Here is a 26873-nt window from a genome sequence, read left to right as displayed (position 1 = left end):
CCACAACATCGGCGCAAGGCAGCAACAGCCGTACCGCTAGCGGCCGTTCCCAGGTGATTCAGCACGCAATCGATCACCGGACCTTTTAAAAACTAATCCAAAACTTCCCGCAGGGCGTATTCGGTTTATCTGATTTCGGGGGGAAGACATGGCACTTGACGACTCCAGTCCAAATCCGTTGCCCAAACGGGCCATGAGCGCGGAATTGTTGGATGCAGAAACAGAACTGCAACTGGCCTATGCTTGGCGTGACCACCAAGATGTGGAAGCGCTGCACCGCTTGATCAACGCCTATATGCGTCTGGCGATATCCATGGCGGCCAAATTCAAACGATACGGCGCGCCGATGAATGACCTGATCCAAGAAGCAGGGCTGGGTCTGATGAAAGCGGCGGATAAATTCGATCCAGATCGGGGCGTGCGGTTTTCGACCTATGCGGTCTGGTGGATCAAAGCGTCGATCCAGGAATATGTGATGCGCAATTGGTCCATGGTGCGCACGGGATCGACGTCTTCGCAAAAGTCATTGTTCTTTAACATGCGCCGCATTCAGGCGCAGCTGGAACGGGATGCTTTTGCAGATGGCATGAAGCTTGACAAACATCAGCTGCATGAAAAAATCGCTGCTGAGATCGGCGTCCCGCTGCGTGATGTTCAGATGATGGATGGCCGCCTGTCGGGGGCGGACTTCTCGTTGAATGCGGTGCAGTCCTCGGATGAGGACGGCCGTGAATGGATCGAGGCGCTGGAAGATGAACGCGCGCAGGCGGCGGAAGTTGTTCAAGACTCGCTGGACCGTCATCAACTGCGCAAATGGTTAGCGACGGCAATGATGTCGTTGAACGAACGGGAACGGCTGATCATCCGGGCCCGCAAGTTAAACGAACCGCCGCGGACCCTGGAAAGCCTTGGTCGTGAGCTGGGCCTGTCCAAAGAGCGGGTGCGACAGCTGGAGGCCGGGGCCTTTGTAAAAATGCGCAAGAACTTGCAGTCGCAATCGCGAGAGGTCGCCAATCTTTTGATGTGACGCGCGGCGCAGCCTGTGGTCGCGCGATGTCGCATTGCGCTTTGTTCGGAAAAGCTGTTTCCCTCTGGCGGAGCGGGACTGTACAGTCAGACCCGTTGTGCAACACGAGGCTTGAAGCATGCTGGCAGGCAAACGCATCCTACTGATTATCGGCGGCGGCATTGCGGCCTATAAAACGTTGGAACTGATCCGGCGGATCCAGGACCAGGGCGGTGCCGTGACACCAGTGCTGACCCGTGCCGGCGCTGAGTTCGTGACGCCCTTGTCTGTCTCTGCCCTGGCGGGAGCGCCGGTGCATCAGGACCTGTTTGATCTGACGTCCGAGGCAGAGATGGGCCATATCCAGCTGTCTCGCAGCGCAGATCTGGTGGTTGTGGCGCCGGCTACGGCAGATCTGATGGCAAAAATGGCGGGTGGATTGGCCAATGATCTGGCCTCGACCCTGCTGTTGGCCACGGATACACCTGTTCTGGTTGCGCCCGCGATGAATGTGCGCATGTGGGAGCATCCGGCGACCCAACGCAATATCGCGCAGTTGCGGGCAGATGGGGTGCAGTTTGTCGGACCAGAGGCGGGCAATATGGCCTGCGGCGAATTTGGTCCCGGTCGCATGAGCGAGCCTGATGCGATCCTGTCTGCAATTTCCAGTGCCGTCTCCAAGGGCCCTTTGGCGGGGAAACGGATAATCGTCACCTCTGGCCCAACGCATGAGCCAATAGACCCGGTGCGTTACATCGCCAATCGCTCTTCCGGGGCGCAAGGCACAGCGGTGGCCCGTGCTCTGACCGCGCTGGGAGCGGAAGTGGTGTTTATCACGGGCCCGGCAACCGTGCGGCCCCCCGCAGGCGTAGACGTGGTGGCTGTCGAAACGGCCCGAGACATGGAGGCCGCAGTGCAGGCCGCGTTGCCCGCAGACGCTGGCGTCTTTGCCGCGGCCGTGGCCGATTGGCGGGTGGCCTCTGCATCCAACCGCAAGCTGAAGAAAACCACCGATGGCCAGCCCGCGCTCACCTTTGCGGAAAACCCTGATATCCTGCGCAGTGTTGCCCAGATGAAAACCGGGCGTCCGGAATTGGTCGTGGGCTTTGCCGCAGAGACCAATGATGTGGTCGAAAACGCCACCGCCAAGCGGCTGCGCAAAGGCTGTGATTGGATCGTGGCCAATGATGTTTCCCCTGAAACGGGAATTATGGGCGGCACTGAAAATGCGGTTGTTCTGATATCGGCGACGGGGGCCGAAACCTGGCCTCGCATGGATAAATCCGCAGTTGCCGATCGGCTTGCTGCCAAGATTGCCGAGAGCCTTACCAAAGAGCCGAGCAGATGACAGCCGCGCCCACAGTTGCCCCAAGAGCTGAAGGACCAGCCCAATGACATTAAGCCCTGCCATTCCGGTAAAAGTTACCTTCGACGACACGGCGGACCGTGATGTCCCCTTGCCGTCATATGAAACCACCGGTGCAGCGGGTGCAGACGTGCGGGCCAATCTGCCGGATCGCGCAAGCGTGATCTTGGCACCGGGCGAGCGGGTGCTGGTGCCCACAGGGCTGCGGCTGGAAATCCCCGCAGGCTATGAAATCCAGATCCGTCCGCGTTCGGGGCTGGCGTTGAAACACGGGATCACCCTGCCCAATACACCCGGAACCATCGACAGTGATTACCGCGGTCCCTTGGGCGTGATTGTGATGAACGCAGGCCAAGAGGCGTTTACCATTGCCCATGGCGACCGCATCGCGCAGATGATCCTGGCTCCTGTGGTGCAGGCGCGATTTGAATTGACAGATAACCTCAGCGACACAGAACGGGGTGCGGGCGGCTTTGGCTCGACCGGGCGTTCATAATGATTTCTGTCCTGATCCTCGCTGCGCTGATCTGGTGGGGCGGTGGGTTTCTGGGCATGGGCAGCGCGCTGCGTCGGCTTTTGTTACTGGTTCTTTATGGTGCGATTATCACGGTGCAGCTCACCTTGCCCGAGACTGCGCCATTGCGCGTGAATTTGGGTGGCTCAGTGGTGCCATGGCTTCTGGCCGGCGCGCTGGGCGTGGCCATCTCGGCCTATGCCTATGGCGTGAGGTGGCTGAAAGAACGAGCAAAAGGCAACGACATGAGCACCACAGATGAAAAGAAAGGCGCATTCACGCCGACAGAGCTGAACCGCTATGCCCGCCATATTGTTCTGCGTGAAATTGGCGGCGCTGGGCAGAAAAAGCTCAAGGCCGCCAAGGTTCTGGTGATCGGGGCCGGCGGCCTGGGCGCGCCTGCGCTCCAGTATCTGGCAGCGGCCGGGGTGGGCACCATTGGTGTGATCGATGATGACGTGGTGGAAAATGCCAACTTGCAGCGGCAGGTGATTCATTCGGACGCTAATATTGGTATGCCCAAGGTTTTCTCTGCCCAGGCTGCGATGGAGGCGCAAAACCCCTATGTCTCAGTAAAGCCCTATCACCGCAGGCTTGGCGCAGACATCGCGTCCGAGCTGTTCGCAGAATATGATCTGATTTTGGATGGGACAGATAATTTTGACACGCGGTATCTCGCGAACCGGGTGGCTGTTGAGCTGGGTAAACCGCTGATATCTGGCGCACTGACCCAATGGGAGGGGCAGATCTCTCTCTATCATCCGGCCGCGGGTGGCCCCTGTTATCAGTGCATCTTTCCCGAAGCACCCGCCCCAGGTCTGGCTCCGGCCTGTGCCGAGGCCGGCGTGATTGGCCCCTTGCCGGGTGTTGTCGGCGCGATGATGGCTGTGGAAGCGCTGAAACATATCACCGGCAGCGGAGAGACCCTGCGCGGAGCAATGTTGATCTACGATGCGCTTTATGCCGAGACCCGGCGTATAGCGCTCAAACCGCGTGCAGATTGCCCGGTCTGCGGTAGCCAAGGAGCGGCGTAGTTGCATTTGGCGTAACCGCCGCGCGCCAGCGCGGCCACGCCCAACGGGGGAGGAGGGGTCCGCAAGGACGCCTCTGACACGGGCGGGAGCGCTTGGCCTTTGGCCTTCATGTCCCACAACACATTGCGCCCCCAAAAACATCCCGCTAGCCTGCTCTTCAAAGGAGATTTACCCATGACGAACCCGCTTTTGGCGACTTGGTCCACGCCCTTTGGCCTCGCCCCGTTTTCAGAGATTTCCGATGATGATTTTGCGCCAGCCCTGGATGCGGCTCTGACGGCGCATAACGCACAGATTGCAGCGATCGCAGAGAATCCCGACGCGCCAAGCTTTGCCAATGTGATTGAAGCGCTCGAGACGCCTTGTGTGGCATTGGAGCAGGTTCTATCCGTGTTCTTCACCGTTGCCGGAGCGGACAGCAATCCTGCGCGTGAAGCGTTGCAGCGGGCGTTTTCCCCTAAGCTTGCGGCGCATTTTTCCGCGATCACCGCGAATAAGGCGCTTTATGCGCGGGTCAAAGACGTTTGGGATCAGCGTGACGGTTTGTATCTGACCGACGAACAAGCGCGGGTTCTGATGCTGACCCATCGCGGGTTTGTGCGCGGTGGCGCAGCTCTTGAAGGCGCAGAGGACACCCGCATGCAAGAGATCAAATCGCGACTGGCCACATTGGGCACCAATTTTACTCAGAACCTGCTGGCGGATGAACGCGACTGGTTTATGGAGCTTTCAGAAGACGATCTGGAAGGGCTGCCAGACTTTGTGATTGCGGCGGCCCGCGCAGCGGGTGAGGAGAAAGGGGCCGCAGGCCCGGTTGTGACGCTGGCGCGTTCGATCATTACGCCGTTCCTGCAGTTTTCACCGCGACGGGATCTGCGCAAGACGGCTTTTGAAGCTTGGGCGGCACGTGGTGCAAACGGTGGTGAAACGGACAATCGTGCCATCGCGGCTGAGATCCTGTCCTTGCGCGAAGAGCGTGCGAAACTGCTCGGCTATGCCAGCTTTGCCGCTTACAAGCTGGAAACAGAAATGGCAGAAACGCCAGAGGCCGTGCGTGGCTTGTTGATGGATGTCTGGACCCCAGCCAAGGCGCAGGCAGATCAGGATGCAGAGCATCTGACAAAGATGATGCAGGACGATGGGATCAATGGCCCGCTGGAGCCTTGGGATTGGCGCTACTACGCGGAAAAACGCCGCGCCCAGGAGCATGATCTGGATGAGGCGGAGTTGAAACCTTACCTGCAGCTGGACCGCATGATCGAGGCCTCCTTTGACTGTGCGAACCGCTTGTTTGGATTGGAATTCGCTCGGTTGGATGTGCCGCTGTATCACCCGGATTGCCGCGCCTGGGAAGTGACGCGCGGCGGCGAACATGTGGCGGTCTTTATTGGTGATTACTTTGCACGTGGCTCGAAACGATCCGGTGCCTGGTGTTCGGCCATGCGCAGCCAGGCCAAGTTTCCGGATATGCAGGCTCCAATTGTGATCAACGTCTGCAATTTTGCCAAGGGCGCACCGGCGCTTCTGAGCTGGGATGATGCGCGCACCTTGTTTCATGAGTTTGGCCACGCGCTGCATCAGATGTTGTCGGATGTGACGTATGAGAGCATCTCGGGCACCTCGGTGGCGCGCGACTTTGTGGAACTGCCAAGCCAGCTTTATGAGCATTGGCTGGAGGTGCCGGAGGTCTTGCAGAAATTTGCAACGCATGCGGAGACCGGCGAGGCCATGCCTCAGGATCTGTTGCAACGGGTTTTGGGGGCTGCAACCTATGACATGGGGTTCCAGACCGTAGAATATGTGGCCTCTGCCTTGGTGGATCTTGCCTTTCATGATGGTCCTGCACCTGCTGATCCAATGGCAAAACAGGCTGCGGTTCTGGACGAGATCGGAATGCCCGCCGCGATAACAATGCGCCACGCCACACCACATTTCGCCCATGTATTTGCAGGCGACGGCTATAGCTCAGGATACTACAGTTATATGTGGTCCGAGGTGATGGATGCAGATGCGTTTGAAGCCTTTGAGGAAGCGGGCGGCGCCTTTGACCCGGATCGTGCCCGTGCATTGGAGACGCATATTCTGTCCACTGGCGGGTCGGTGGATCCCAAAGAGCTTTATACCAATTTCCGCGGGCGTTTACCGGGTGTGGATGCGCTGCTCAAAGGGCGAGGTCTGGCCGCGGGGTAACGGAATTTGCCTTGCGGCAAATGCAGGTTTTTGTGTTTTGCGATGTGCAAAACACAGGTGCCTCCGGCGGAAGTATTTTTGAAAAGATGAAAGCGGGGGCCGTGTGCCCCCGTTTCCTGTCAATATCCGGCGCTGCGGTCCACCTGATAGAGGAACTCCGCGCCATCTTCGCCACGGCGGATGTTTTCGGCCACAACCTGCGACGCGGTCAGGGGGCGTGTTTCCGCAGCAATATGCGGTGTGACCGTGACTTTTGGGTGTGTCCAATACGGGTGTCCCAGGGGCAAAGGTTCCACGCGAAACACATCCAATGTGGCCTGGGCAATCTGGCCTGTATCTAGCGCTGTAAGCAAGGCATCGTCATCGATCAAAGGGCCGCGGCCAGGGTTCAGGATCCGCGCCCCATGCGGCAGCCAGCTGAGTGTTTCCACGTTCAGCAGGTTCTGCGTGGCAGGGGTGTCTGGCAGCAACAGCACCAGGATCTGTGCGCGACTGAGCGCATCTTTGAGCCCCTCTGCACCTGAATGACAGGTGACACCTGCGACATCGCGTGGGCTGCGGGACCAGCCGCTGACAGGGAACCCCAGGGCCGACAAAGCCGTGGCACAGGCCTGGCCAAGTTCACCAAGACCCAGCACCGTGACAGGGCGTTCACAGGCCAGAGGGGGCAGGAAAGGCTCCCATCGGTTTTGGGTCGCAAGGCAGCGGTCAATATCAAGGTGATACCGCAGGCTGTGGCCGCAAACCCATTCCACCATCGCCGTCGTAAGACCGGGATCCACCATGCGGCAGAGCGGCATGGTGAGGGTTTCATTGCCAACAATACGTTCGACGCCAGCCCAGAGATTGAGGACGGCTTTGGCGCGGGAATAGGGTGTGAAATCCTGCAGGTCGGAGCCTGGAGCATAGATGATGTAGTCCACATCCTGAGGTCTGTGGCCGATGCGCAGGTCCACATCCAATCCGGCTTGGTCAAAAGCGCGCTGCAATGGCTTTGCATAGTTTTCCAAGCGGTGTGCGCCTGCGGCAAATTCGACGTTGATCATGTGGCAAATACTCCGGCCATGTCGCGGAACCCTTTGATTTCGATTGGGTTGCCTGCGGGGTCGTGAAAGAACATGGTGCTTTGTTCGCCGGGTTCACCGGCGAAACGTGTTGTTGGCGCGATCGTAAAGGCGAGGTTTGCGGCCGTCAAACGATCCGCCAACGCGTGCCACTCGGCCTGGCGTAGGATCACGCCGAGATGCGGCATCGGCACCATATGAGCGCCAACTTTGCCGGTATTTGCCGTGGCGAAAACGGGTCCAAGGTGGAGCGAGATCTGGTGCCCAAAGAAGTTGAAATCAACCCAAGTGTCGGTGCTGCGCCCCTCGGCACAGCCAAGAAGGTCGCCGTAAAACTGGCGCGCTGCGGCCAGATCGTCGACGTGATAGGCGAGGTGAAAAATGCTCATGCGCGGCTCCTGTCTCTGTTGCTGACAGATCTATGCGGATAGGATGCAGAAGGGTAGCTTGTTTTTCTGCGGTCAGACACAAGGTTTTCTATGGATACGCGGTTTCTCTCCAGCCTTGTCGCAGTGGTCGAGGAAGGGTCTTTTGCAGCGGCGGCGCGGCGGGAGCATGTTACGGCTTCGGCAATTGCACAGCGTGTCACGGCGCTGGAAGGTGAAATGGGGGTCGAATTGCTGCGCCGGGCAGGGCGTGTGGTGCAGCCCACCGAGGCCTGTCGCAATGTTCTGCCGCAGGTGCGTCAGATTCTGCGCGAGACGACGCAGTTGCAGAACACGCTGCGGGGAGCGGTTCTGTCCGGTCGCTTGCGGTTGGGCGCGGTATCCACTGCGATGTGGGATTACGCAGGGCCTCTGTTGCGCCACATGAACGCGGAAGCCCCGGATCTGGCTGTGCAGCTGGTTCCCGGAACCTCGCAGTCGCTGTATGAGGCCCTGGAACAGGACGTGATTGATGCGGCCTTGCTGGTTGCGCCGCCCTTTGTGATACCCAAGGCCTTTGCCTTTTTTGAGATCGTGCAGCAGCCCATAGGTGTCTTGCGTCCTGCGGATGCGCGGTCTGATCTTCCGTATCTGGTATACAGCCGCGAAGCCTGGGGCGGCGCGCAATGCTGGGCGTTGCTGGAGGAATTGACAGCCGAACCGGAGATTCTGGCGGAGATGGACGCGCTGGAGGTGATTGCGCAACTGGTTGCAGAAGGTGCTGCACAGGCGGTCTTGCCCCAGTGGCGGGGTTTGGCGCGCCACGCCAGCATCTGTTTTACGCCATATGCTGGGCATATGCGCCCGTTGGGCGTGTTGTGTCACCAGCGGGATGCCGACAGCAAATTGATCGCACTGCTGTGCGAGGGTGTTTTGCAGACCTAACGGGGACGGTGGATATTGGCGCTTTGCACCAGTCCAAAGGCCGCAAGCAGAACCAGCATCGCGGAGCCACCGTAAGACACCATCGGCAAAGGGACCCCTACAACGGGCGCAAGCCCCATGACCATCGACATGTTCACGGCGAAGAAAAGGAAGAACGTCAGCGCAATCCCCATGGTCACCAGGGAAGAGAATCGATCCTTGGTTGCAATTGCGGCTGCGACGCAAAAGACGATGATCAGCATATAGATACTGAGCAGGGTAAAGCCGCCGATAAAACCGAACTCTTCTGCAAGTGTGGTAAAGATAAAATCCGTGTGTTTCTCGGGCAGGAAGTTCAGACGGGACTGGGTTCCCTGCATAAAACCACGGCCAGACCAGCCCCCAGAGCCGAGCGCGATTTTAGACTGGGTGATGTGATAGCCGGCGCCTAGCGGGTCTTGGGATGGGTCAAGGAAGGTATCAATGCGGCGGAACTGATAGTCTTTGAGCAGCTGCCAATCGGTTCCCCGGCTTTGGAAAACGGCAGCAACCAGACCCACACCGGCCGAAATTACAGCGGCGAAATAGCCCCAATGCACCCCCGCCAGGAACATCACACCTCCGCCTGAGGCCATCAATAGGATCGAGGTCCCAAGATCGGGCTGTTTCAGAACCAGCGCGGTTGGGATCAGGATCATGGCCACCGGCAGCAGAATCCAAAACGGACGTGATGTGCGGTCTTGTGGAAGCCAATCGTAATAGGCGGCCAATAACATGACCAATGTGATCTTCATCAGTTCTGAGGGCTGTAGTCGCATGAAACCGATGTCGATCCACCGTTGCGCGCCCATGCCGACCGTGCCGAAGAACTCAACCGCCAGCAACAGAGCAAAGGAGCCAAGATAGGCCACCACCGAGACATTGCGCCAGAACCAGATCGGCACCATGGCGACAAAGAGCATGACGCCGATGCCAAGCAGAAACCGTTTAAATTGCGGTTCAACCCAGGGGGAGAAATCCCCCCCGGCAACCGAGTAGAGCATCAGGAAGCCGACGCTGGCCACGGTGCCCAGCAACAAGACGAGCGGCCAGTTCAGATACAGGATCTTGCGCAGGCCGCTTGGGGTCGTCTTGGCGTGATAGGCGAGATAGCTCATGCTTGATCACTCTCTGGGTGGCGCGCTTTTTGGATGTCGCGCGCCAGTCGTTCCTGTTGGGCTTTGATCCGGCTCCGGTCCCCTTTGGGGTAGGCATCCAACGGCGGGGTGCCACCATAAAGCGCCTGAAGCAGAACATCGCGCGCAATCGGGGCTGCGGCTTTGGAGCCACCCCCGCCGTGTTCAACCACAACAGAGACGGCGTATTTGGGATTGTCATAAGGGGCAAAACACACAAACAACGCGTGGTCCCGGCGCTCCCAGGGCAGGTCTTCGTTGCGGATCACGCCTGCGGCGCGTTCTGCGGCGGTGATATTGCGGACCTGGCTGGTGCCGGTTTTGCCGGCCATGCGCATGCCTTCAGACACGATCCGATTGCGATAGGCTGTGCCGCGGCGCTCGTTGCTGACGGAATACATCCCTTTGCGCACGACGCGCAGGTTGTTTTCGTTCAGCCCCATGGATTCGCCCGCGCCCGAGGGCTGTTCGATCCCATCAATGGATTTGATCAGACGCGGTGTCACAGACCGACCGGTGGCAAGCCGCGCGGACATGATTGCAAGCTGCAGCGGAGAGGCCAGCATATAGCCCTGGCCGATGGATGCGTTCACCGTGTCGCCAACGCGCCAATCCTGCTGGTGCACACGTTCTTTCCAGGCTTTGTTGGGTGCCAGCCCCGCAGCCACTGCAGACATCGGCAGGTCGTGGCGAGTGCCAAGGCCAAACCGTTGTGCCATCTCTGAAATCTTGTCGATTCCGACCTTGAGCGCGAGATCATAGTAATAAATGTCGCAGGAGCCTTTGAGCGAGCCGTTTAGATCCACATGCCCGTGACCCGCCCGTTTCCAGCAGTGGAATCGGCGGCCAGCAACCTCCAGGTGACCGGGGCACCAAACAGTGTCATCGGTGCCGATCAACCCAGCCTCAAGCGCGGCCATAGCCACCACCATTTTAAAGGTCGAACCGGGGGGATATGTGCCCTGTACGGTTTTATTCGCCAGCGGGCGATAGTTGTCCTCTGTCAGGAAGCGGTAGTCGGCCACAGAGATGCCGCGCACAAAAAGGTTCGGGTCGAAACTTGGCGCTGAACAGATCGCCGCCAAATCTCCGTTCTCACAGTCGATCACCACGGCGCTGGCGCTTTCGCGGCCCAATCGCGCCTGAACATAGCTTTGCAGCTCTGCGTCAATTGTCAGCTGCATATCCGCGCCGGCTTCCCCCTCCCGGCGGCTCAGCTCTCGCATCACGCGCCCGGCCGCGTTCACCTCAACCTGTTTGGTGCCCGCCTTGCCACGCAGTGTTTCCTCACGTTTGGCCTCAAAACCCACCTTGCCGATCTGGAAACGCGGTTCCTTGAGGATCGGTTCCGGGTCTTCAAGCTGGCTGAGGTCGTAGTCCGAGACGGGACCGACATAGCCCACAACATGGGCGAGGCTGTTCATCATCGGATAGCTGCGCAACAGGCCGATCTCTGGGGAAATCCCAGGCAGGGCCGGGGCGTTGACCGCAACTTTGGAGATGTCCTCCCAATTGATCTGATCTGCCAAGGTGATCGGACGGAAGGGCGCATTTCGGTTGCGCCGCATTTCAGTCCGTGCACGTTCCAGATCATCCGGATCCAGATCAATAAGCAGACCCAGATCATGAATCACTTTTTCCACGTCGCCTGCGTCTTCGGGGACAATATTGATCCGATATGATGGCGTGTTCCGTGCGAGGATCATGCCATTGCGGTCAAAGATTTCCCCACGGGCGGGCGGGATCAGCTGAAACTTGATCCGGTTTTCCTCGGCCAAAAGCCGGAATTGGTCGGCCTGTTCAACCTGCAGATACCGCATGCGCATGGCCAGACCACCGGCAAAGGCCAGCTGCGCGCCGCCCAGCAACAAAGCCCGACGAGAGAACGTCCGATGCGCACCGTTTTGTTCCTGTGGATTGCGTTTCATCAGCGGGCCCCTATGGCATCTGCTTCGACCGGAGTGAGTTTGCGTACACCAAATATGCTTTGGCTGATCACAGCCAGAATCGGATAAGCGGCAATTGTCATGATCATCTGGATCAATGTCAGCGTCAAAGCCGCCTGTGCAACGCCGGTAAGGTTCAAAATAATGCGATCCAGCGCGGTGACGGCGGCAACGGCCAGGGCGACTTCGAACCATTCGGCGGCAAATGTGGTTTCACGTTGAGAGAGGACACGCGATTTCAGAACCTCGCAGGCCAATACAACCAGCAGCGCCAGCAAGCCCGGTGGGCGTTGGAACAGGAGGTCTGTGAGCAACAGAATAACCGCCAAAAGAAGCGCCGGCACATAGTCCGGGCGTCTTAGAGACCAAGCAAAGGCAAAGCCCATAATGATATCAGGCGGTGCCCATTTGCGAGGCAGCGTTTCCAGCGGCAGCAGTTGGAAAAACATAATCACCAGCGCGATCAGCGCGAAATTTGCCCGCATCAACCAGATTTTGGCGCGTTGACCGCTACCCATTGTCTGCTCCGCTTTGGGCCAGATCCTCTAGGTTTTGGGGGCGTTCGCGCGGTGTGGTTGCGCCCGGATCAGGCACCACCAGCCCGCCGGGATCGGTGATCACCTCGGTCCCGTGATGGCGCAGCACCCGCAGGAATTCCAACCGCTCATAATCGGCCGACAGGCGCACCCGAAGACGTCCAGAAGGGTCCAAGGCGACCTGACCAATCAAAAGCCCCGCCGGAAACACGCTGCCATCGCCCGAGCTGATCACCCGGTCACCAGGGCGCACAAGGTCCGGGTTTTCAAGGAAGTTCAGAACCGGCGCGGCTGTATTGTCGCCGGTGACCAATGCAGTTTGGCCCGACGGCTGGATGGTGGCCGGCACTGCCATTGCGGTATCCGTCAGCAAAATGACCCGTGCGGTGTTGCGCCCAGTGCCGGAGATCCGCCCCACCAGACCAATCCCATCCATCGCCGCCCAGCCGTCCTGAATGCCGTCACGTGATCCCACGTTCAGCAACACGGACTGACGAAACGGTGAACCGCTGTCGGCCATAACCACACCGGTGATATAGGTCAGCCGGGGGTCCAGGCGAACGTTGTTCAGATCCAATAGCCGGGCGTTTTCCTGCTCCAACTGCAATGCGGCCTCTTTCCAGGCGCGCATCTGGCGCAGCTCAGACCGCAGTTCCTGGTTCTGCTCGGCCAGTCGTTGATAGCTTTGAAAATCGCGCAGCAGGTTGATCGTTCCCGTGACCGGTGCCATAGCCCAGTCCAAATTGGGCACAAAACGGTCAATGACCTGCGCGCGGAACCGTTCAACGCGCGGGTTGTCGATACGCCAGACCAGAAACACTGCGGCCAGGCACAAACATAAAACCCCAATCAGCAGGCGACGCAGCGGGGTTGTAAAATCTTCACGCTGAGTCCGGTCTCGGGACACGGGGGTTCCTTTCGGGAGTGGTCCAGCCCGGTCAGAAGACGCGGGCCAGGGCCTCAGCTGTCATAGTCAATGGCATGCGCCAGTTGCTTTTCAAACTCCAGCGCCTTGCCGGTGCCAAGCGCCACACAGTTCAGGCTTTCATCCGCGATGGACACCGCCAGACCGGTCTGTTCACGCAGCGCCAGATCCAGATCCCCCAGCAGCGCACCGCCGCCGGTCAACATTACGCCGCGGTCCACGATATCAGCGGCCAGATCTGGCGGAGTTGTTTCCAGCGCGGTCATTACTGCTTCGCAGATTTGTTGTACTGGTTCCGCCAGCGCCTCGGCCACTTGGGCCTGGCTGATTTCGATTTCTTTAGGAACGCCGTTCAACAGGTCACGCCCACGGATTTGCATGGACTGGCCGCGGCCATCATCTGGCATCCGCGCCGTACCAATCGAGGTTTTAACCCGTTCAGCCGTGGCTTCACCCACCAAGAGGTTCTGCTGGCGTCGCAGATAAGAAATAATCGCTTCGTCCATACGGTCACCACCGACCCGGACCGAGCGTGCATAAACAATGTCACCCAGCGACAGAACCGCAACTTCGGTTGTACCACCACCAATATCGACCACCATGTTACCAGTTGGGTCGGTGATGGGCATGCCAGCCCCGATGGCTGCGGCAATGGGTTCTGCGATCAAACCGGCCCGACGGGCGCCCGCCGACAGAACAGATTGACGGATTGCGCGTTTCTCAACCGGGGTGGCGCCATGGGGCACGCAGACGATAATCTTGGGCTTTGAGAAGGTCGAGCGTTTGTGCACCTTGCGGATGAAGTGTTTGATCATCTCTTCCGCAGTGTCAAAATCCGCAATCACACCTTCGCGCATCGGGCGGATCGCCTCGATGGACCCGGGGGTTCGGCCCAGCATCAGCTTGGCGTCCTCACCCACGGCCAACACCTTCTTTACGCCGTCTTTGACATGATAGGCCACAACGGAAGGCTCCGACAGGATCACGCCGCGCCCTTTGACATAAACAAGGGTATTTGCGGTGCCAAGGTCGATGGCCATGTCCGAAGTGAACAGACCGCCTAGATTTCCGAAGAGCGCCATATAGTCGGGATCCTGTAAGTGCTGCAATCAAATGCCGACTCCCTTGAAGTGGGAGGGCGTTATGATCTTATAAGCAGCGCAGGCATCGCGCGAAAGACTGGAATACGCAGGAACAGCGCCTTTTCGCTGGTGGGCAAGAAAAGACTTGGCGTCAAAGGAGATAGGCGGCGCATATCTACGCAAACCCGGCGCAAGATTCGCGCAAAAGATCCGCAGTTTGCCATTTCTTCATGTGTCGCTTCGCGGTAGAGGGGGATATGCTTTCCTATCAACATATCTATCACGCGGGCAATCTGGCGGATGTGCAGAAACATGCGCTGCTGGCCTGGATGCTGACGTATCTGACCCAAAAAGACAAACCGTTGACCTATATGGAAACCCATGCGGGGCGCGGGCTGTATCATTTGGATGCGCCCGAAGCGGTAAAAACCGGTGAGGCCGCTGCGGGGGTCGAGCGCTTTGTCTCAGAGGGTATTTTGCCCGCGGATCACCCGCTGATGGATGTGGTGGCCAAGTTGCGCCAAGATCATGGAGCGCAGGCCTATCCTGGCTCTCCCTTGATTGCGGCGTCGCTGCTGCGGGCCCAAGACAGCCTACATTTTGCAGAGCTGCATCCGCAGGAAAACACAGCCCTGCGTCAAGCGCTGAAGGGGCGCGGGGCCAAAGTCCACAAACAGGACGGCTATGAGCTGGCACTGTCGCTAGCGCCACCGACACCCCGTCGGGGGATGCTTTTGATTGACCCGAGCTATGAGATTAAAACCGAATACGCGCGCCTGCCGGGGATCATTGCGAAACTGCACCGCAAGTGGAATGTGGGCGTGATCGCGCTTTGGTATCCAATCCTGCGCGAGGGTCTGCACAGACCCATGATCAACGCGCTGAAACATCAGAATTTGCCCGGGACGTTTTGCCACGAAGTAACGTTCCCGGCCGCACGCGAAGGGCACCGTATGATTGGATCCGGCATGTTTGTCGTGAACGCGCCCTATGGGATCGAAGAGGAAAGCGCAAAGCTTTCCGACAGGTTTCGCCAGCTCTGAGGCAAGTCTCTGTTATGGCGGCATGAGCTGAAACGCGGTGCTCCCGCGCCTTGGCTAGAGGTCAAAGACCTCTGACAAAGCTTTGGGCGTGGCAGCGCACCTGCGGTGCGCTGCGGTTGGCGTTCCGACGCATCGGTCCAGTTGAACGCCGACCGCGCTGCGCCAGCAGCGCTCGGCCCAACGCCGCCAAGCGGTTCTGGCGCAGCCAGAGCAGCTGCGGGGGCGGGAGGGCTTGTCTTTCCAACGTGCGCAGCGCCGCGCCGCAAAAAAGGGCGAACTGGTTCAGACCAGACCGCCCTTTGGTTTTGCGTGCAGTCGTTACGAAGCGTCAGTGCACGTCTTTATAAGAGATCTCGCGCGCGTCGGCGCCTTCTCCCATTTTACCCCGGCGTACGATCAAACGGTTCAGCGCGTGGATATAGGCTTTGGCCGAGGCCACCACCGTATCTGTATTGGCGCTTTCGCCGGTGGCGATATTGCCCTCTTCTTCGAGTCGTACCGTCACCGTGGCTTGCGCATCGGTGCCCGCTGTGACCGCATGCACCTGATAAAGCTGCAGGCGTGCGGTGTTCGGGTGGATTTTGCGGATTGCCTTGAACGTTGCATCTACCGGACCATCGCCTTCCGATGTTGCAGTGATGTCTGCGCCGTCCACTTCCATCTCAACCGTGGCTTCGGCTGGGCCGCCGGTGCCGCAGACAACTTTCATCGAGACCAATTGCAGATGATCTTCTTCAGCGTTCTCACTGACGCGCATCAGGGCAACGATGTCATCGTCCAGCACTTCTTTCTTGCGATCCGCCAGCTCTTTGAAACGGACAAACAGGTCCTTCAACTGGTTGTCACCGATCTCATACCCCAGCTGGCTGAGCTTGTCGCGCAGCGCAGCCCGGCCAGAATGTTTGCCCAGCGGCAGCGATGTGCCCGACAGGCCCACATCTTCGGGGCGCATGATTTCAAAGGTTTCCTTGTTCTTCAGCATGCCGTCCTGGTGGATGCCGCTTTCATGGGCAAAGGCGTTCTTGCCGACAATCGCTTTGTTCGGCTGGACCACAAAACCAGAGACGGTCGAAACACGGCGCGAGATATGCATGATCTTCTGGGTGTCGATCCCGGTGTGGAAGGGCATGATGTCATTGCGCACCTTGAGGGCCATCACAACCTCTTCCAGCGCGGTGTTGCCAGCGCGTTCGCCCAGACCGTTGATGGTGCATTCGATCTGACGCGCCCCGCCCGCCACCGCGGCCAGCGCATTGGCGGTCGCCATGCCGAGGTCATTGTGGCAGTGGGTGGCAAAGATCACATCGTCGGCGCCCGGTACGGTCTCGATCAACCGTTTGATCAGGTCGGCGCTTTCCACCGGTGCGGTATAGCCCACGGTGTCAGGGATGTTGATGGTGGTGGCACCGGCTTTGATCGCGATCTCGATCACGCGGCACAGGTAATCCCACTCGGTCCGAGTCGCATCCATCGGGGACCATTGGACATTGTCCACCAGATTGCGGGCGTGGGACACGGTTTCATGGATTTTGTCGGCCATCTCATCCATCGTCAGGTTCGGGATGGCGCGGTGCAGGGGCGAGGTGCCGATAAAAGTGTGAATGCGCGGGCGGGCCGATTTGCGCACCGCTTCGGCGCAGCGGTCGATGTCTTTGAAGTTGGCACGTGCCAGACCGCAGATGGTGGCGTTCTTTGAGCGTTCCGCAATCTCGGACACCGCGCGGAAGTCGCCTTCGGAGGCAATTGGGAAACCGGCTTCGATAATATCCACGCCCATATCGTCCAGAAGCTCAGCGATCTCCAGCTTCTCGTCGTGGGTCATGGTTGCGCCAGGGCTTTGTTCGCCGTCACGCAGAGTGGTGTCGAAGATCAATACGCGATCTTTGTCAGATGCAGTGGTCATGTCGGTAAGCTTTCTGTGTCTCTGTCCTAAATCCATTTCTGGCGCGCAATCCAAACCCTCTGAGCGGGCGCGCCAAATGGCACGCTCAGAGGCGGATTAGGAGCAGTAGGTCGCGCGCTAGCGCACCGCACAGGGCGGTGTCGGCTTGGGTGATATGTGCGCGAACGGTCATAGGGCGATTTATACAGGCGTCGCACAAAATGAAAAGGGTCAAAACGCACGGGTCTGTGTGGCGCTGATATGTTGGCCCAGTTGCGCGATCTGCGGGGCGATGTCTTGAGGCTGAGTGCGGCAAAAGCCGATTAAAAGCCCCTGCGCTGCGCCGACGGGGGTGTTTGAGGACAGAGGTTGGACTGCAAAACCCTCGCTGGCCGCGGTCGCACAAATCTGGGTGTCATCAATGCCTTCTGCCAGGTGAAACGCGATCTGCATGCCGGCACGGTGGTGTCGAAACCGCCCCCAGACCTTGGGCCAGTTGGCAAGGGCGGTAACGGCCGCCTCATATCGCTCGCCATAGTGGCGGCGCGCGCGGCGGATGTGTTTGTCGTATTGCCCGTCGGCCATGAAATGCGCCAGCGGGCGTTGGGCGGTCACACTGGCCCCGGCGCTGGGATGCACAAAACGTTGCCGCATGTGTGGGACCAAGGCGGGCGGCAGCACCAGATATCCAAGGCGGATTGCGTGGGAGAATGTTTTAGAGAAGGTCCCGACGTAAAGGCATCGCCCGGTCTGATCCAACCCTGCCATCGCGGGCACCGGCTGCCCGGCATAGCGAAACTCACTGTCAAAATCATCCTCGATGATCCAGGCGTCCTGGGCCTGTGCCTGCGCTAAAAACGCTTGCCTTTGTGCAATGGGGAGGGTGCCGCCCAATGGAAACTGATGTGAGGGTGTCAATACAGTGACCTTGGCCAGATCCCTTGGAAGTTCGGGACCGTGTTGGCCGGGTGTCAGCCAGCGCACGGGCCAATGGCGCACCGCCGCAAACCGGTGCAGGGGGGAGAAACCGGGGCTTTCCAAGCCGATGTCTTGTCCATCGATGACAAGATCCAGGCCCAGCTCCAAGGCTTCGCGCGCGCCAGAGGTGACAAGGATCTGATCGGGCGTGCAGGTCATGCCGCGCCAGCGATGTAGGTAGTTCGCGATCTCGGCCCGCAACATATCATCGCCAAAAGGATCATTGAGAATACACAACGCCTCGGGCGTCGACCGCGACACCCGCGCAATTGTCCGCGCCCAAACACCCGTGGGAAACAGCGCTGGATCCGGCTCACCTGGCCGTAGCATACCTGATGTATAGGAGTGAGGGGCTTGTGAAGTTGCAAGTGGCGCGATGGGGGCGGGGACAGCGGCCAAGGGCGTAATATCTTCCACAAAGACGCCAGAGCCGGGGCGCGAGGCAATGTAGCCTTCGGCCACCAACTGGTCATAGCTTTGGATCACGGTGCTGCGCGACACGCCAAGATCATGCGCCAATGTGCGCGAAGCTGGCAGGCGGGTCCCTACGGCCAGCCGCCCTTGGGTAATCGCATGCCTCAGCCCCTCGACCAGCTGCACATAGATCGGTTTTGGATCGTCGGGTTTTATGAGCGTGGAGAGATCGATCATATTGGTATGCTCATTTATATCAGAACTGGATCTTATGAAAGGACCGCATCACCTTTAGGTCAAGCGTAAGTCGTAATTTGAATGAAGTAGATGCCTATGTCCCAATCCACCGACCAAGCCCCGCTGAAAACCAACCGCAGCCGCCTGCGGCGTTCGCATGAACGTGGTCATTATGATCGCGCAGCGATTGATCAGGTTCTGGCAGCAATGCCCATGTGCCATATTGCTTATGAAATCGATGGCGCGCCTTCGATTTTGCCCACCCTTCAGTGGCGCGAGGGGGATTATGTCTATTGGCATGGTTCTGCGGCCAGCCGGGCCCTGCGCGCGATGGAGGGAAAGTCAGTCTGCCTGTCGGTGTCTTGCCTGGATGGCTATGTGTTGGCGCGTTCAGCCATGCACCACTCGGTGAATTTCCGCTCGGTTATGTTGTTTGGTGAGGCCGAGCGGGTCGAGGGGGATCACGCGGCAACCAGTTTGGAGCGGATGTTTGACGCGTTGTTTCCTGGCCGTTGGGAGACCTTGCGGCCGATGACGGATCAAGAGTTCAAGGCGACATGGGTCATGCGTATGCCGATCACCGAAGGGGCCGCAAAGATCCGCAGCGGCGGCCCTAAAGATGATGAGGAAGACTATGAGCTGCCGATCTGGGCGGGTGTGGTGCCGATCGAAATGAACCTGATGCCGCCAATCGATGACGCCGAAACCCGCTTAGATGTGCCCCAGCCCGATCACCTGAGCCGCATCAAGCTGGGGTAAAGCAACTGAACAACAATGCGCCCGCCAATGATGATTGACGGGCGCATTGGCGTTTTATCCAACTGGGCTTGCGTTATTCGCTGGCCGCCTCGGTTGTGGTTTCGTCCTCAACCGTCTCGGTCGGATCCACAACCAGCGCACCGTTTTCCCACTGGCCTGCTTTTTCCTGACCGCTGGCATAACGGATCACACCGGGGCCCTGACGTTTGCCGTTCAAAAACCCACCTTCGTAGATGTCGCCATTGGCATAGCGCGCGATGCCTTTGCCCGTGATCTTGCCCTGTTCCCAGTGACCCTCATAGCTGAAGCCGTCAACCATCACGATTTTACCGGAACCCTGGCGTTGCCCGGCCTCAAACCCACCGGTGTAAACCGAGCCGTCCGCATAGGTCACAACCGCCTCGCCCTGACGCAGGTTGTTGTCCCAACCGCCCTCATAACGGTAGCCGTCTGTATAGGTCATCACGCCTTGGCCGTGGTGTTTGGCGTTTTTGAAAGTGCCGACATAGACAACACCATTGGGATAGGTCGAGGTGCCTTCGCCCTCGATCACGCCCGCGATCCAGTTGCCCTCATAAGACGACCCATCGGGGTAGGTTACCTTGCCCTCACCATCCGGCAGGTCCGCGCGGAACGCGCCTTCATAGACCGATCCATCGGGGTAGGTGACTCTGCCCTGGCCTTCGATCTGACCACCAGACCATGCACCCGTATAGGTATACCCATCCGTGCCGGTAAATGTGCCCTGGCCATGGCGCAGGTCATCTTCAAATGCGCCTTGATAGGACGAGCCATCCGCATAGCTCAGCTTGCCATTCCCCTGACGGCGTCCCGCGACCAGCGGGCCTTCGTAGATGTCGCCATTGGGGAGTGTCAGCTTGCCTTGGCCGTGCATCTGGTCGTTCAACCATTCGCCCTCGTAAACCAACCCATCTGGCAGAGTCAGCTTGCCAAAACCATCCAGCTTCCCATCGCGGATGTCGCCTTCATAGGTGGCACCATTGGCTTGCAGGATCTTGCCCTTGCCTTCCTTGTGCCCTTCCACCCAGTTGCCCGCATATTGATACCCATCCGGGTTTGTCATGGTGCCCTGACCATGGTGTTTGCCCGCAGCAAAGGCACCTTCGTAGCGCATGCCATTGGCATAGATCGCGATGCCTTGTCCGTTGATCTCCCCGTCCAGCCATTCACCTTCATAGGTGCCGCCGTCGGCAAAGGTGATCTTGCCAAGGCCCTCGGGTTTGCCTTTGGCAAATTCCCCTTCATAGATCGACCCGTTGGGGAAGCGGGCGACACCGTTGCCTTGAATTTCGCCTTCGACCCATTCGCCAGAGTATTCATAGCCATTGGGCAACGTATAAGTGCCGATCCCATGTTGCAGCCCGCCTTTGAACGCGCCTTCATAGATTCCGCCGATCTCATCCTGGGTGGTGATCGGCTGGCTGTCCTGCGCCCAAGCAGCCGTGGTCAAAGTCAGCACGGTCGTGAGTGCGGTGAAAGTGCCAAAGCGGATCATATTAACCTCTGCCTGCCTTCTGGGGGGCAACCGTTCTGGTCGCCTTCAATGCTTGGGCAAAAACTATGCCAGCCGTCGCGTTGTCGCAATCTCTTTTGCGCTCGAGGCTTTCCTTAGGCGGATGATCTGATAAATGGCAAAGAGAACGACCAAAAGATGTAGGACAGACATGGCTGATCGGTTTCGCATAACACTGGCGCAGCTCAACCCGACCGTGGGTGATATTGCGGGCAATGCGGCCAAGGCGTTTGCCGCCTGGGAAGAAGGTCGCAGCGCTGCGGCGGATCTGGTGGCGCTGCCGGAAATGTTCCTGACTGGCTACAATGCACAGGATCTGGTGATGAAACCGGCGTTTCACCATGCTGCAATGGCCGCAGCCGAGGATCTGGCAGTCCGCTGTGCCGATGGACCTGCATTGGCCATCGGCTGTCCCTGGGCTGAAGACGGCAAGCTTTTCAACGCCTATCTGATCCTCAAAGGGGGGAAGGTCGCCAGCCGCGTGTTGAAGCATCACCTTCCTAATGAGACCGTGTTTGACGAGGTTCGCATCTTTGACGCAGGACCGCTCGGAGGCCCTTATGTTGTGGGGGACACCCGTGTGGGCTCGCCAATTTGTGAAGACGGGTGGCACGTGGATGTGGCGGAAACGCTGGAGGAAACCGGGGCCGAGTTCCTGCTGATCCCCAATGGCTCACCCTACTATCGCGATAAAATGGAAGTGCGCCAGAACCATATGGTCGCCCGTTGCGTCGAAACGGGTTTGCCGGTGATCTACCTGAATATGGTTGGTGGGCAGGATGATCAGGTCTTTGATGGTGGCAGTTTTGTGCTGAACCCCGGTGGCGCTTTGGCCCTGCAGATGCCGGTGTTTGATGAGGCGGTGACACAGCTGGATCTGGAGCGCGGCCCGGACGGCTGGCGTGCGGTTGAAGGCGAGAAAGCCCATCTGCCGGATGCCTGGGAGCAGGATTACCGGGTGATGGTTGAAGCGCTCCGTGATTACCTGCGCAAAAGCGGATTTGGCAAAGTTCTGCTGGGGTTATCTGGCGGCGTGGATTCGGCGCTGGTTGCGGCCATTGCAGTTGATGCCATCGGTGCTGAAAACGTCCGCTGTGTGATGCTGCCATCTGAATACACCTCGGCCGAATCTCTCGCGGATGCCGAGGCCGTCGCCAAGGCGCTGGGCGTTCACTATGATTATGTCCCGATCTCAGACGGGCGGGATGCGATAACCAATACGCTGGCACCATTTTTTGCAGGGCGTGATGCGGATCTGACCGAAGAAAACATCCAATCCCGCCTGCGTGGATTGCTGTTGATGGCAATGTCCAACAAGTTCGGAGAGATGCTACTGACCACAGGAAATAAATCCGAGGTCGCAGTTGGATATGCCACGATTTATGGCGATATGAACGGGGGCTATAACCCGATCAAGGATCTCTATAAAACCCGCGTGTTTGAAACCTGCCGCTGGCGCAATGCTCATCATCGCAGCTGGATGATGGGACCCGCCGGTGAGGTGATCCGCGCCAATGTGATCGACAAGCCGCCGTCAGCGGAACTACGTGAGGACCAAAAAGACAGCGACAGCTTGCCTGATTATCCAGTGTTGGATGCGATACTGGACATTTTGGTGGATCAGGACGGCTCTGTTGCGGATTGCGTAGCGGCTGGATTTGATTCAGCAGAGGCTAAGCGAGTCGAACATCTGGTCTTCATCAGCGAATACAAACGGTTCCAATCCGCACCCGGAGCCCGGCTCACGCCAAGGGCATTCTGGTTGGACCGGCGCTACCCAATTGTGAACCGCTGGCGCTCACCTCAATAGACGACCCCTCCAGGATCAAGCAAGCTCTCCCGCCCGGCTTCGGTTTGCAGGCAAACCTGTGCCCGTTGGGGGTGGCGCCGCGCTGTGCGCGGCGCCACCCCCAAGCGTGAGGTCCGTGCCCGCCCGATAGGGCGGGAAGGGGCCGAGGGCGCGGGAGCCTCTCCCCTTTCGCAGTTACGCTTAAAGCGAAAACTGATAGCTGACCGGAACAAAGCGAAAGCCCGATCCGCGTGTCTCAACAAAACCCATGCCCGGGAACGGCATGTGGTAGCCGATCATCGGGATCTTGTCTGTTGCGAGCATATCCAGGTTCTTACGGCGGGTTTTGGCCGCTTGTTCCTTGTCGCCATCAAACACGATCGACCATTCGGGGTTCTGGAACGCCCAAACATAGTGGTTCGCCATATCCGCGGTCAGCAGCAGCTGCTGGCCGTCGCTTTCCAACATGTAGATCGTGTGACCCGGCGTGTGGCCCGCTGCCGAAATGGCCGTGATGCCAGAGACAACGGCTTCGCCGTCTTTGATAAAGGTTGTCTTTTCTGCCAGCGGCGTCACGTTTTTCTTGACCAAGCCTCCGACGCGGTGCGTCTCGTCAAAGCCGGACCAGAAGTCATATTCCGCCGCCGCAGTCACGTAACGTGCATTGGGAAAGGTAACGGCGCCATTGCTCATCAACCCGCCAATGTGGTCTGGATGCATATGGGTGATGACAACAACATCGATTTGATCTGGGGTAACGCCGACCTCTGCCAGGCCCGCTTGGATGCCGCCATTGCCAAGGCCTGTATCAAACAGAACCAGCTCTGCGCCGGTGTCCACCAGGGTCGGCGTGAAATAGAACTGCGCCTGTTCTGGAGAGATGAAGTTCGCTGCCGACACGGCATTGAATTCTTCTTCGGTTGTGCTTTCGCTAAAAATCTGGCGGGCATCTTCACGTAGAACCGACCCATCCAACAGTGTGGTGACAACAAATTTGCCAATTGCAAAGCTGCGGGCCTTTGTGCTGTTGGCCGGGGTGACGCTGCCCTTCGCCAGAAGCGGGCGCGCCGTCAGCGACAGGGGCAGTGCGGCTGCAGCACCAAGGGCTGCGCGGCGGGAAAACTTGAAAGACATGGTGGAACCTCATTCCATTGGGCAGTCGAACGCCTTTAACCTAGGCGTTTTTCACGTCAGGGCGATTAAATGGTAATGACGAGCGCGTGAGGTTTGCAACGAAAACGCGACGGCTGCTGTGAAACACCTCCTGCCCAGAAATCTCGTTTTTGCGGCCCCAATTTCATCTTTTTCCAAATACGTCAGCCGGAGGCAGCGCCCAGAGGGCGCTTGGGCAAGCGCGCGGCCTTGCTCAACTGGACAAACGGGCCCGCATATGACAGAGCAAATCGCAACAGGAGATGCTTGATGACCACCACCCGATTTGCTCCGTCGCCCACCGGCTATATCCATGTGGGCAACCTGCGCACCGCGCTGATGAACTATCTGATTGCCCGCAAGGCAGGCGGCACCTTCATCCTGCGGATTGATGACACCGACCCGGAACGGTCAAAAGAAGAATATGTTGATGCCATCAAGCAGGATCTTGAATGGTTGGGTCTGACTTGGGATCGGATTGAACGTCAGTCAGAGCGTCTGGATATGTATGTCGACGCCGCCGACAAATTGCGCGCGGCTGGTCGGTTTTATGAGGCGTTTGAAACTCCAACCGAGCTGGATCTGAAACGCAAGAAACAGCTGAACATGGGCAAACCGCCGGTGTATGACCGCGCGGCGCTGGCGCTGTCGGACGCGGAAAAGGACGCGTTGCGTGCGGAACGCGGTGATGGCGTCTGGCGGTTCAAGCTTAACCATGCGCGGATCAACTGGACCGATGGCATTGGTGGGGACACGTCCATCGATGCGGCCTCGGTGTCGGATCCGGTTCTGATCCGTGGTGACGGTCAGTTCCTTTATACGCTGGCCTCTGTGGTAGATGACACGGACATGGGTGTGACCCATGTGGTGCGCGGCTCGGACCATGTGACCAATACGGCGACCCAGATCCAGATTATGGAAGCGCTGGGCTTTGATCATCCCGAGTTTGCACACCATTCGCTGTTGACCGGCCCGCAGGGCGAGGCATTGTCCAAACGGCTCGGCACTTTGGCGTTGCGTGATCTGCGCGAACAGGGCGTGCAGCCGATGGCGCTTCTGTCCTTGATGGCGCGCCTTGGTTCATCCGATCCGGTGGAGCTGCGCACGGATATGGCTGAACTAATCGAAGGCTTTGATGTCTCTCGTTTTGGAACCGCACCAACCAAGTTTGACGTGCAGGATGTCTTCCCGCTGACGGCGCGCTATTTGCAGGCGCAATCGGCGGAAGATGTGAAATCAGAGCTCGATGCGCTTGGCGTTCCAGCCCAGACCCAACCGGCGTTCTGGGATGTGGCTCGGGAAAACATCACCACATTGGGGGATCTGGCGCAGTGGTGGAGCCTGTGCCAAGAGGGTGCGGAGCCTTTGATTGCGGATGAGGATCAGGAGTTTGTGGCCCAGGCCATGACGCTACTGCCTGAGGGGCCATATGACAGCACAAGCTGGAAGGCCTGGACCACGGCCGTCAAGGACGCAACCGGTCGCAAGGGCAAAGGCCTGTTTATGCCATTACGCAAGGCTGTCACGGGCATGGAACGCGGCCCCGACATGGGCGCGTTGCTGCCTCTGATGCAAGTTGTCCGCGCTCGCGGCTAACGTTTGTTTACCGCAAAGGACAAAGGCGCGCGATCTGAGCGCGCCTTTTTGTTTTTGATCAACTCGCCACTTAGACCTCGACCCGGATCGCGGCGGTTTTTGCCAGCCAGTGATCGACCAGTGCGGTTTCTTTTGCATCCAGAACCTGCGCACGCGGATATCTGGGTGCCGTACGGTCATCTACAAACGGACGATCCCAGCTGTCGGTGGTGTCAAAGAATCCGGCGACACCTTCTTCCCCAAAGACCTGCAGATAGCCTTGCACCACAACGTCCAGGTAGCTGAGCAAAACGGGCAGGGGAGGTTCCGCTGTGATATGGGTCGCCTTGGGCACTGAATAAACCTGAACGTCGGTTTCCGCGGGCAGGTCGTGGTCCACCTGGTCGGCCGCGGGCAGGCGATCATACCCGGTTTCCCGCAGATCCAACGCCGCCCAATCTGCCCCAGGGACCGAGGCCACCAGTCCAGAAATAACCGACGCCTCGTCCGGAACCGCGCTCAAAAATGCAAGCGGGTGGACATCCGTCTGAACCCAAGCCCGCCGCCACCCGGACAGCCGTGCAGGCCGTGGATCGACATAAGTGTGGGTCGCAACATTCACCAAACTGCCATAGCCAAAAAAATAGGGGCTCTGCATTCTCGTTTTCTCCAAATCAGATTGATGTATGTCAAACCGGTCTTTGCCGCACTGTGCAACCCTTCGACATCTGAATTTATCCGGAGATGTCTTATGCGTATTACCAAACGAACCAATATTGCTGTCCGGTTGCTGATGTATTGTGCGGCCAACAGCGATCGTCTTGTGACCAAATCCGAAATCGCGGACCGCTGCAAGATTTCGGAAAATCACCTGGCTCAGGTAATCAATCAGCTTAGCCAGCTGGGTTTCCTCAACACCCATCGTGGCCGCCGCGGTGGTATCGCCCTTGCGCGCCCCGCGTCCGAGATCCGTGTGGGTGATGTGTTTCGTCAGGTTGAAGGCCCGGTGCCGATCGTTGAATGTTTTGGTGACGGTGATGATACGTGCCCGCAACTGAACGTGTGCCGCCTGCGCACCGCGCTGTCAGATGCGGCCCAAGCGTTCTTTCATGCCCTGGATGAAGTTACTCTGGATGCACTGGTCTGTGATCCTGTCGATATGATGGATGCTATGCGCCCCGCGGCCTGCGTCCGCGCCTAAGTCCTACTGTATACGCAGGCCACCTTGCGGTCTCATCTCCGCCGCCAGTGGTAATCCTGCGGTTTTCGACACCGACTCGTAAAAACGAGTCGGTGTTTATGTTTTCCCGACTCGTTTTGATTGTTTGATTTGGAGTTTGTTTGGTTTGTTTTGTGGATAAGTGTGTTTGTTATTTTATCTTA

The 26873-nt window shown here is 58.6% G+C and carries 23 protein-coding genes; 11 read left to right on the top strand and 12 right to left on the bottom strand.

The window, feature by feature from the left end; genetic code table 11:
• Positions 1–148: 148 nt before the first annotated feature.
• The 5 genes from GFB49_RS14865 (at position 149) to GFB49_RS14845 (ending at position 6110) form a co-directional block, all read left to right on the top strand.
• On the top strand, positions 149–1027 hold the full coding sequence (locus tag GFB49_RS14865; protein WP_153216720.1) for an RNA polymerase factor sigma-32: 879 nt from the start codon (positions 149–151) through the stop codon (positions 1025–1027).
• A gap of 118 nt (positions 1028–1145) precedes the next feature.
• Positions 1146–2354, top strand: a complete 1209-nt coding sequence (coaBC, locus tag GFB49_RS14860; RefSeq protein WP_153216719.1) for a bifunctional phosphopantothenoylcysteine decarboxylase/phosphopantothenate--cysteine ligase CoaBC — start codon at positions 1146–1148, stop codon at positions 2352–2354.
• 43 nt (positions 2355–2397) lie between these two features.
• Positions 2398–2868 carry a dUTP diphosphatase gene (gene dut / locus GFB49_RS14855; protein WP_153216718.1) on the top strand — a complete coding sequence of 157 codons (471 nt, stop codon included), beginning with the start codon at positions 2398–2400 and terminating at the stop codon, positions 2866–2868.
• Entirely contained in the window at positions 2868–3920 is a 1053-nt protein-coding gene (locus GFB49_RS14850; RefSeq protein WP_153216717.1) for a HesA/MoeB/ThiF family protein, read from the top strand. Before dut ends, GFB49_RS14850 begins: the two co-directional genes overlap by 1 nt.
• A gap of 174 nt (positions 3921–4094) precedes the next feature.
• Complete coding sequence (locus GFB49_RS14845) at positions 4095–6110, top strand: M3 family metallopeptidase (RefSeq protein ID WP_153216716.1); 2016 nt, start codon at positions 4095–4097, stop codon at positions 6108–6110.
• 119 nt (positions 6111–6229) lie between these two features.
• Here the strand turns inward: GFB49_RS14845 and GFB49_RS14840 are convergent, their stop codons facing one another.
• Together GFB49_RS14840 and GFB49_RS14835 are read right to left on the bottom strand one after the other, a co-directional pair.
• The gene (locus GFB49_RS14840; RefSeq protein WP_153216715.1) at positions 6230–7156 is read right to left on the bottom strand and encodes a 2-hydroxyacid dehydrogenase; all 927 of its coding nucleotides are present in this window, start codon (positions 7154–7156) and stop codon (positions 6230–6232) included.
• On the bottom strand, positions 7153–7563 hold the full coding sequence (locus tag GFB49_RS14835) for a VOC family protein (protein WP_153216714.1): 411 nt from the start codon (positions 7561–7563) through the stop codon (positions 7153–7155). Before GFB49_RS14835 ends, GFB49_RS14840 begins: the two co-directional genes overlap by 4 nt.
• Positions 7564–7653: 90 nt before the next feature.
• On the opposite strand from GFB49_RS14835, the gene GFB49_RS14830 reads away from it, so the two are divergent.
• Positions 7654–8484 carry a LysR family transcriptional regulator gene (locus tag GFB49_RS14830; RefSeq protein ID WP_153216713.1) on the top strand — a complete coding sequence of 277 codons (831 nt, stop codon included), beginning with the start codon at positions 7654–7656 and terminating at the stop codon, positions 8482–8484.
• On the opposite strand, the gene rodA is transcribed toward GFB49_RS14830, so the two are convergent.
• The 5 genes from rodA to GFB49_RS14805 are packed head-to-tail and all read right to left on the bottom strand — an operon-like array spanning position 8481 to position 14127.
• Positions 8481–9620 (bottom strand): rod shape-determining protein RodA, encoded by a 1140-nt coding sequence (gene rodA, locus GFB49_RS14825; RefSeq protein WP_153216712.1) that lies wholly within the window; start codon positions 9618–9620, stop codon positions 8481–8483. The two genes, GFB49_RS14830 and rodA, sit on opposite strands and share 4 nt — an antisense overlap.
• Positions 9617–11566, bottom strand: coding sequence for a penicillin-binding protein 2 (mrdA, locus tag GFB49_RS14820; RefSeq protein WP_153216711.1), 1950 nt, complete (start codon positions 11564–11566; stop codon positions 9617–9619). Before mrdA ends, rodA begins: the two co-directional genes overlap by 4 nt.
• Entirely contained in the window at positions 11566–12102 is a 537-nt protein-coding gene (locus GFB49_RS14815) for a rod shape-determining protein MreD (RefSeq protein WP_153216710.1), read from the bottom strand. The genes mrdA and GFB49_RS14815 overlap by 1 nt, the downstream gene beginning before the upstream one ends.
• The gene (mreC, locus tag GFB49_RS14810) at positions 12095–13027 is read right to left on the bottom strand and encodes a rod shape-determining protein MreC (protein WP_343032595.1); all 933 of its coding nucleotides are present in this window, start codon (positions 13025–13027) and stop codon (positions 12095–12097) included. The genes GFB49_RS14815 and mreC overlap by 8 nt, the downstream gene beginning before the upstream one ends.
• Before the next feature lie 53 nt (positions 13028–13080).
• Positions 13081–14127 carry a rod shape-determining protein gene (locus tag GFB49_RS14805; protein WP_153216708.1) on the bottom strand — a complete coding sequence of 349 codons (1047 nt, stop codon included), beginning with the start codon at positions 14125–14127 and terminating at the stop codon, positions 13081–13083.
• Positions 14128–14384: 257 nt separating this feature from the next.
• Here GFB49_RS14805 and GFB49_RS14800 point away from each other — a divergent pair, with 257 nt between their 5' ends.
• Positions 14385–15170 (top strand): 23S rRNA (adenine(2030)-N(6))-methyltransferase RlmJ, encoded by a 786-nt coding sequence (locus tag GFB49_RS14800; RefSeq protein ID WP_153216707.1) that lies wholly within the window; start codon positions 14385–14387, stop codon positions 15168–15170.
• A gap of 328 nt (positions 15171–15498) precedes the next feature.
• Here GFB49_RS14800 and GFB49_RS14795 read toward each other — a convergent pair whose 3' ends face one another.
• Both GFB49_RS14795 and pdxR read right to left on the bottom strand, forming a co-directional pair.
• The gene (locus GFB49_RS14795; protein WP_153216706.1) at positions 15499–17073 is read right to left on the bottom strand and encodes a 2-isopropylmalate synthase; all 1575 of its coding nucleotides are present in this window, start codon (positions 17071–17073) and stop codon (positions 15499–15501) included.
• Positions 17074–17283: 210 nt separating this feature from the next.
• Positions 17284–18681, bottom strand: coding sequence for a MocR-like pyridoxine biosynthesis transcription factor PdxR (pdxR, locus tag GFB49_RS14790; RefSeq protein ID WP_153216705.1), 1398 nt, complete (start codon positions 18679–18681; stop codon positions 17284–17286).
• A 96-nt stretch (positions 18682–18777) separates the two neighbouring features.
• Between pdxR and GFB49_RS14785 the strand changes: the two genes are divergently transcribed.
• Positions 18778–19440, top strand: a complete 663-nt coding sequence (locus tag GFB49_RS14785) for a pyridoxamine 5'-phosphate oxidase family protein (protein ID WP_153216704.1) — start codon at positions 18778–18780, stop codon at positions 19438–19440.
• A gap of 73 nt (positions 19441–19513) precedes the next feature.
• Here GFB49_RS14785 and GFB49_RS14780 read toward each other — a convergent pair whose 3' ends face one another.
• Positions 19514–20956: an MORN repeat-containing protein gene (locus GFB49_RS14780; RefSeq protein ID WP_153216703.1), complete on the bottom strand. Its 1443-nt coding sequence runs from the start codon at positions 20954–20956 to the stop codon at positions 19514–19516.
• Between the two features lie 169 nt (positions 20957–21125).
• Here GFB49_RS14780 and GFB49_RS14775 point away from each other — a divergent pair, with 169 nt between their 5' ends.
• Positions 21126–22784 carry an NAD+ synthase gene (locus GFB49_RS14775; protein ID WP_153216702.1) on the top strand — a complete coding sequence of 553 codons (1659 nt, stop codon included), beginning with the start codon at positions 21126–21128 and terminating at the stop codon, positions 22782–22784.
• 180 nt (positions 22785–22964) lie between these two features.
• On the opposite strand, the gene GFB49_RS14770 is transcribed toward GFB49_RS14775, so the two are convergent.
• Positions 22965–23897: an MBL fold metallo-hydrolase gene (locus tag GFB49_RS14770; protein WP_153216701.1), complete on the bottom strand. Its 933-nt coding sequence runs from the start codon at positions 23895–23897 to the stop codon at positions 22965–22967.
• A gap of 288 nt (positions 23898–24185) precedes the next feature.
• Between GFB49_RS14770 and gltX the strand changes: the two genes are divergently transcribed.
• Positions 24186–25511: a glutamate--tRNA ligase gene (gltX, locus tag GFB49_RS14765; RefSeq protein WP_153216700.1), complete on the top strand. Its 1326-nt coding sequence runs from the start codon at positions 24186–24188 to the stop codon at positions 25509–25511.
• Between the two features lie 70 nt (positions 25512–25581).
• Here the strand turns inward: gltX and GFB49_RS14760 are convergent, their stop codons facing one another.
• Complete coding sequence (locus GFB49_RS14760; RefSeq protein ID WP_153216699.1) at positions 25582–26148, bottom strand: gamma-glutamylcyclotransferase family protein; 567 nt, start codon at positions 26146–26148, stop codon at positions 25582–25584.
• Positions 26149–26241: 93 nt separating this feature from the next.
• On the opposite strand from GFB49_RS14760, the gene GFB49_RS14755 reads away from it, so the two are divergent.
• Complete coding sequence (locus GFB49_RS14755; protein WP_153216698.1) at positions 26242–26691, top strand: RrF2 family transcriptional regulator; 450 nt, start codon at positions 26242–26244, stop codon at positions 26689–26691.
• The last annotated feature ends 182 nt before the right edge of the window (positions 26692–26873 follow it).

The sequence above is a fragment of the Tritonibacter litoralis genome, from assembly GCF_009496005.1.
Classification (GTDB): domain Bacteria; phylum Pseudomonadota; class Alphaproteobacteria; order Rhodobacterales; family Rhodobacteraceae; genus Epibacterium; species Epibacterium litoralis.
This window is presented reverse-complemented; position numbering and strand designations above follow the sequence as displayed.

What these genes read in the sequence shown, in the direction of transcription:
- mrdA (WP_153216711.1), bottom strand. Translation starts at nt 11,566, where the DNA reads ATGAAACGCAATCCACAGGAACAAAACGGTGCGCATCGGACGTTCTCT.
- GFB49_RS14815 (WP_153216710.1), bottom strand. Translation starts at nt 12,102, where the DNA reads ATGGGTAGCGGTCAACGCGCCAAAATCTGGTTGATGCGGGCAAATTTC.
- GFB49_RS14840 (WP_153216715.1), bottom strand. Translation starts at nt 7,156, where the DNA reads ATGATCAACGTCGAATTTGCCGCAGGCGCACACCGCTTGGAAAACTAT.
- GFB49_RS14830 (WP_153216713.1), top strand. Translation starts at nt 7,654, where the DNA reads ATGGATACGCGGTTTCTCTCCAGCCTTGTCGCAGTGGTCGAGGAAGGG.
- GFB49_RS14785 (WP_153216704.1), top strand. Translation starts at nt 18,778, where the DNA reads ATGTCCCAATCCACCGACCAAGCCCCGCTGAAAACCAACCGCAGCCGC.
- GFB49_RS14795 (WP_153216706.1), bottom strand. Translation starts at nt 17,073, where the DNA reads ATGACCACTGCATCTGACAAAGATCGCGTATTGATCTTCGACACCACT.
- GFB49_RS14755 (WP_153216698.1), top strand. Translation starts at nt 26,242, where the DNA reads ATGCGTATTACCAAACGAACCAATATTGCTGTCCGGTTGCTGATGTAT.
- GFB49_RS14780 (WP_153216703.1), bottom strand. Translation starts at nt 20,956, where the DNA reads ATGATCCGCTTTGGCACTTTCACCGCACTCACGACCGTGCTGACTTTG.
- GFB49_RS14835 (WP_153216714.1), bottom strand. Translation starts at nt 7,563, where the DNA reads ATGAGCATTTTTCACCTCGCCTATCACGTCGACGATCTGGCCGCAGCG.
- GFB49_RS14760 (WP_153216699.1), bottom strand. Translation starts at nt 26,148, where the DNA reads ATGCAGAGCCCCTATTTTTTTGGCTATGGCAGTTTGGTGAATGTTGCG.
- GFB49_RS14845 (WP_153216716.1), top strand. Translation starts at nt 4,095, where the DNA reads ATGACGAACCCGCTTTTGGCGACTTGGTCCACGCCCTTTGGCCTCGCC.
- pdxR (WP_153216705.1), bottom strand. Translation starts at nt 18,681, where the DNA reads ATGATCGATCTCTCCACGCTCATAAAACCCGACGATCCAAAACCGATC.
- GFB49_RS14805 (WP_153216708.1), bottom strand. Translation starts at nt 14,127, where the DNA reads ATGGCGCTCTTCGGAAATCTAGGCGGTCTGTTCACTTCGGACATGGCC.
- GFB49_RS14775 (WP_153216702.1), top strand. Translation starts at nt 21,126, where the DNA reads ATGGCTGATCGGTTTCGCATAACACTGGCGCAGCTCAACCCGACCGTG.
- GFB49_RS14770 (WP_153216701.1), bottom strand. Translation starts at nt 23,897, where the DNA reads ATGTCTTTCAAGTTTTCCCGCCGCGCAGCCCTTGGTGCTGCAGCCGCA.
- dut (WP_153216718.1), top strand. Translation starts at nt 2,398, where the DNA reads ATGACATTAAGCCCTGCCATTCCGGTAAAAGTTACCTTCGACGACACG.
- GFB49_RS14850 (WP_153216717.1), top strand. Translation starts at nt 2,868, where the DNA reads ATGATTTCTGTCCTGATCCTCGCTGCGCTGATCTGGTGGGGCGGTGGG.
- rodA (WP_153216712.1), bottom strand. Translation starts at nt 9,620, where the DNA reads ATGAGCTATCTCGCCTATCACGCCAAGACGACCCCAAGCGGCCTGCGC.
- coaBC (WP_153216719.1), top strand. Translation starts at nt 1,146, where the DNA reads ATGCTGGCAGGCAAACGCATCCTACTGATTATCGGCGGCGGCATTGCG.
- gltX (WP_153216700.1), top strand. Translation starts at nt 24,186, where the DNA reads ATGACCACCACCCGATTTGCTCCGTCGCCCACCGGCTATATCCATGTG.
- GFB49_RS14865 (WP_153216720.1), top strand. Translation starts at nt 149, where the DNA reads ATGGCACTTGACGACTCCAGTCCAAATCCGTTGCCCAAACGGGCCATG.
- GFB49_RS14800 (WP_153216707.1), top strand. Translation starts at nt 14,385, where the DNA reads ATGCTTTCCTATCAACATATCTATCACGCGGGCAATCTGGCGGATGTG.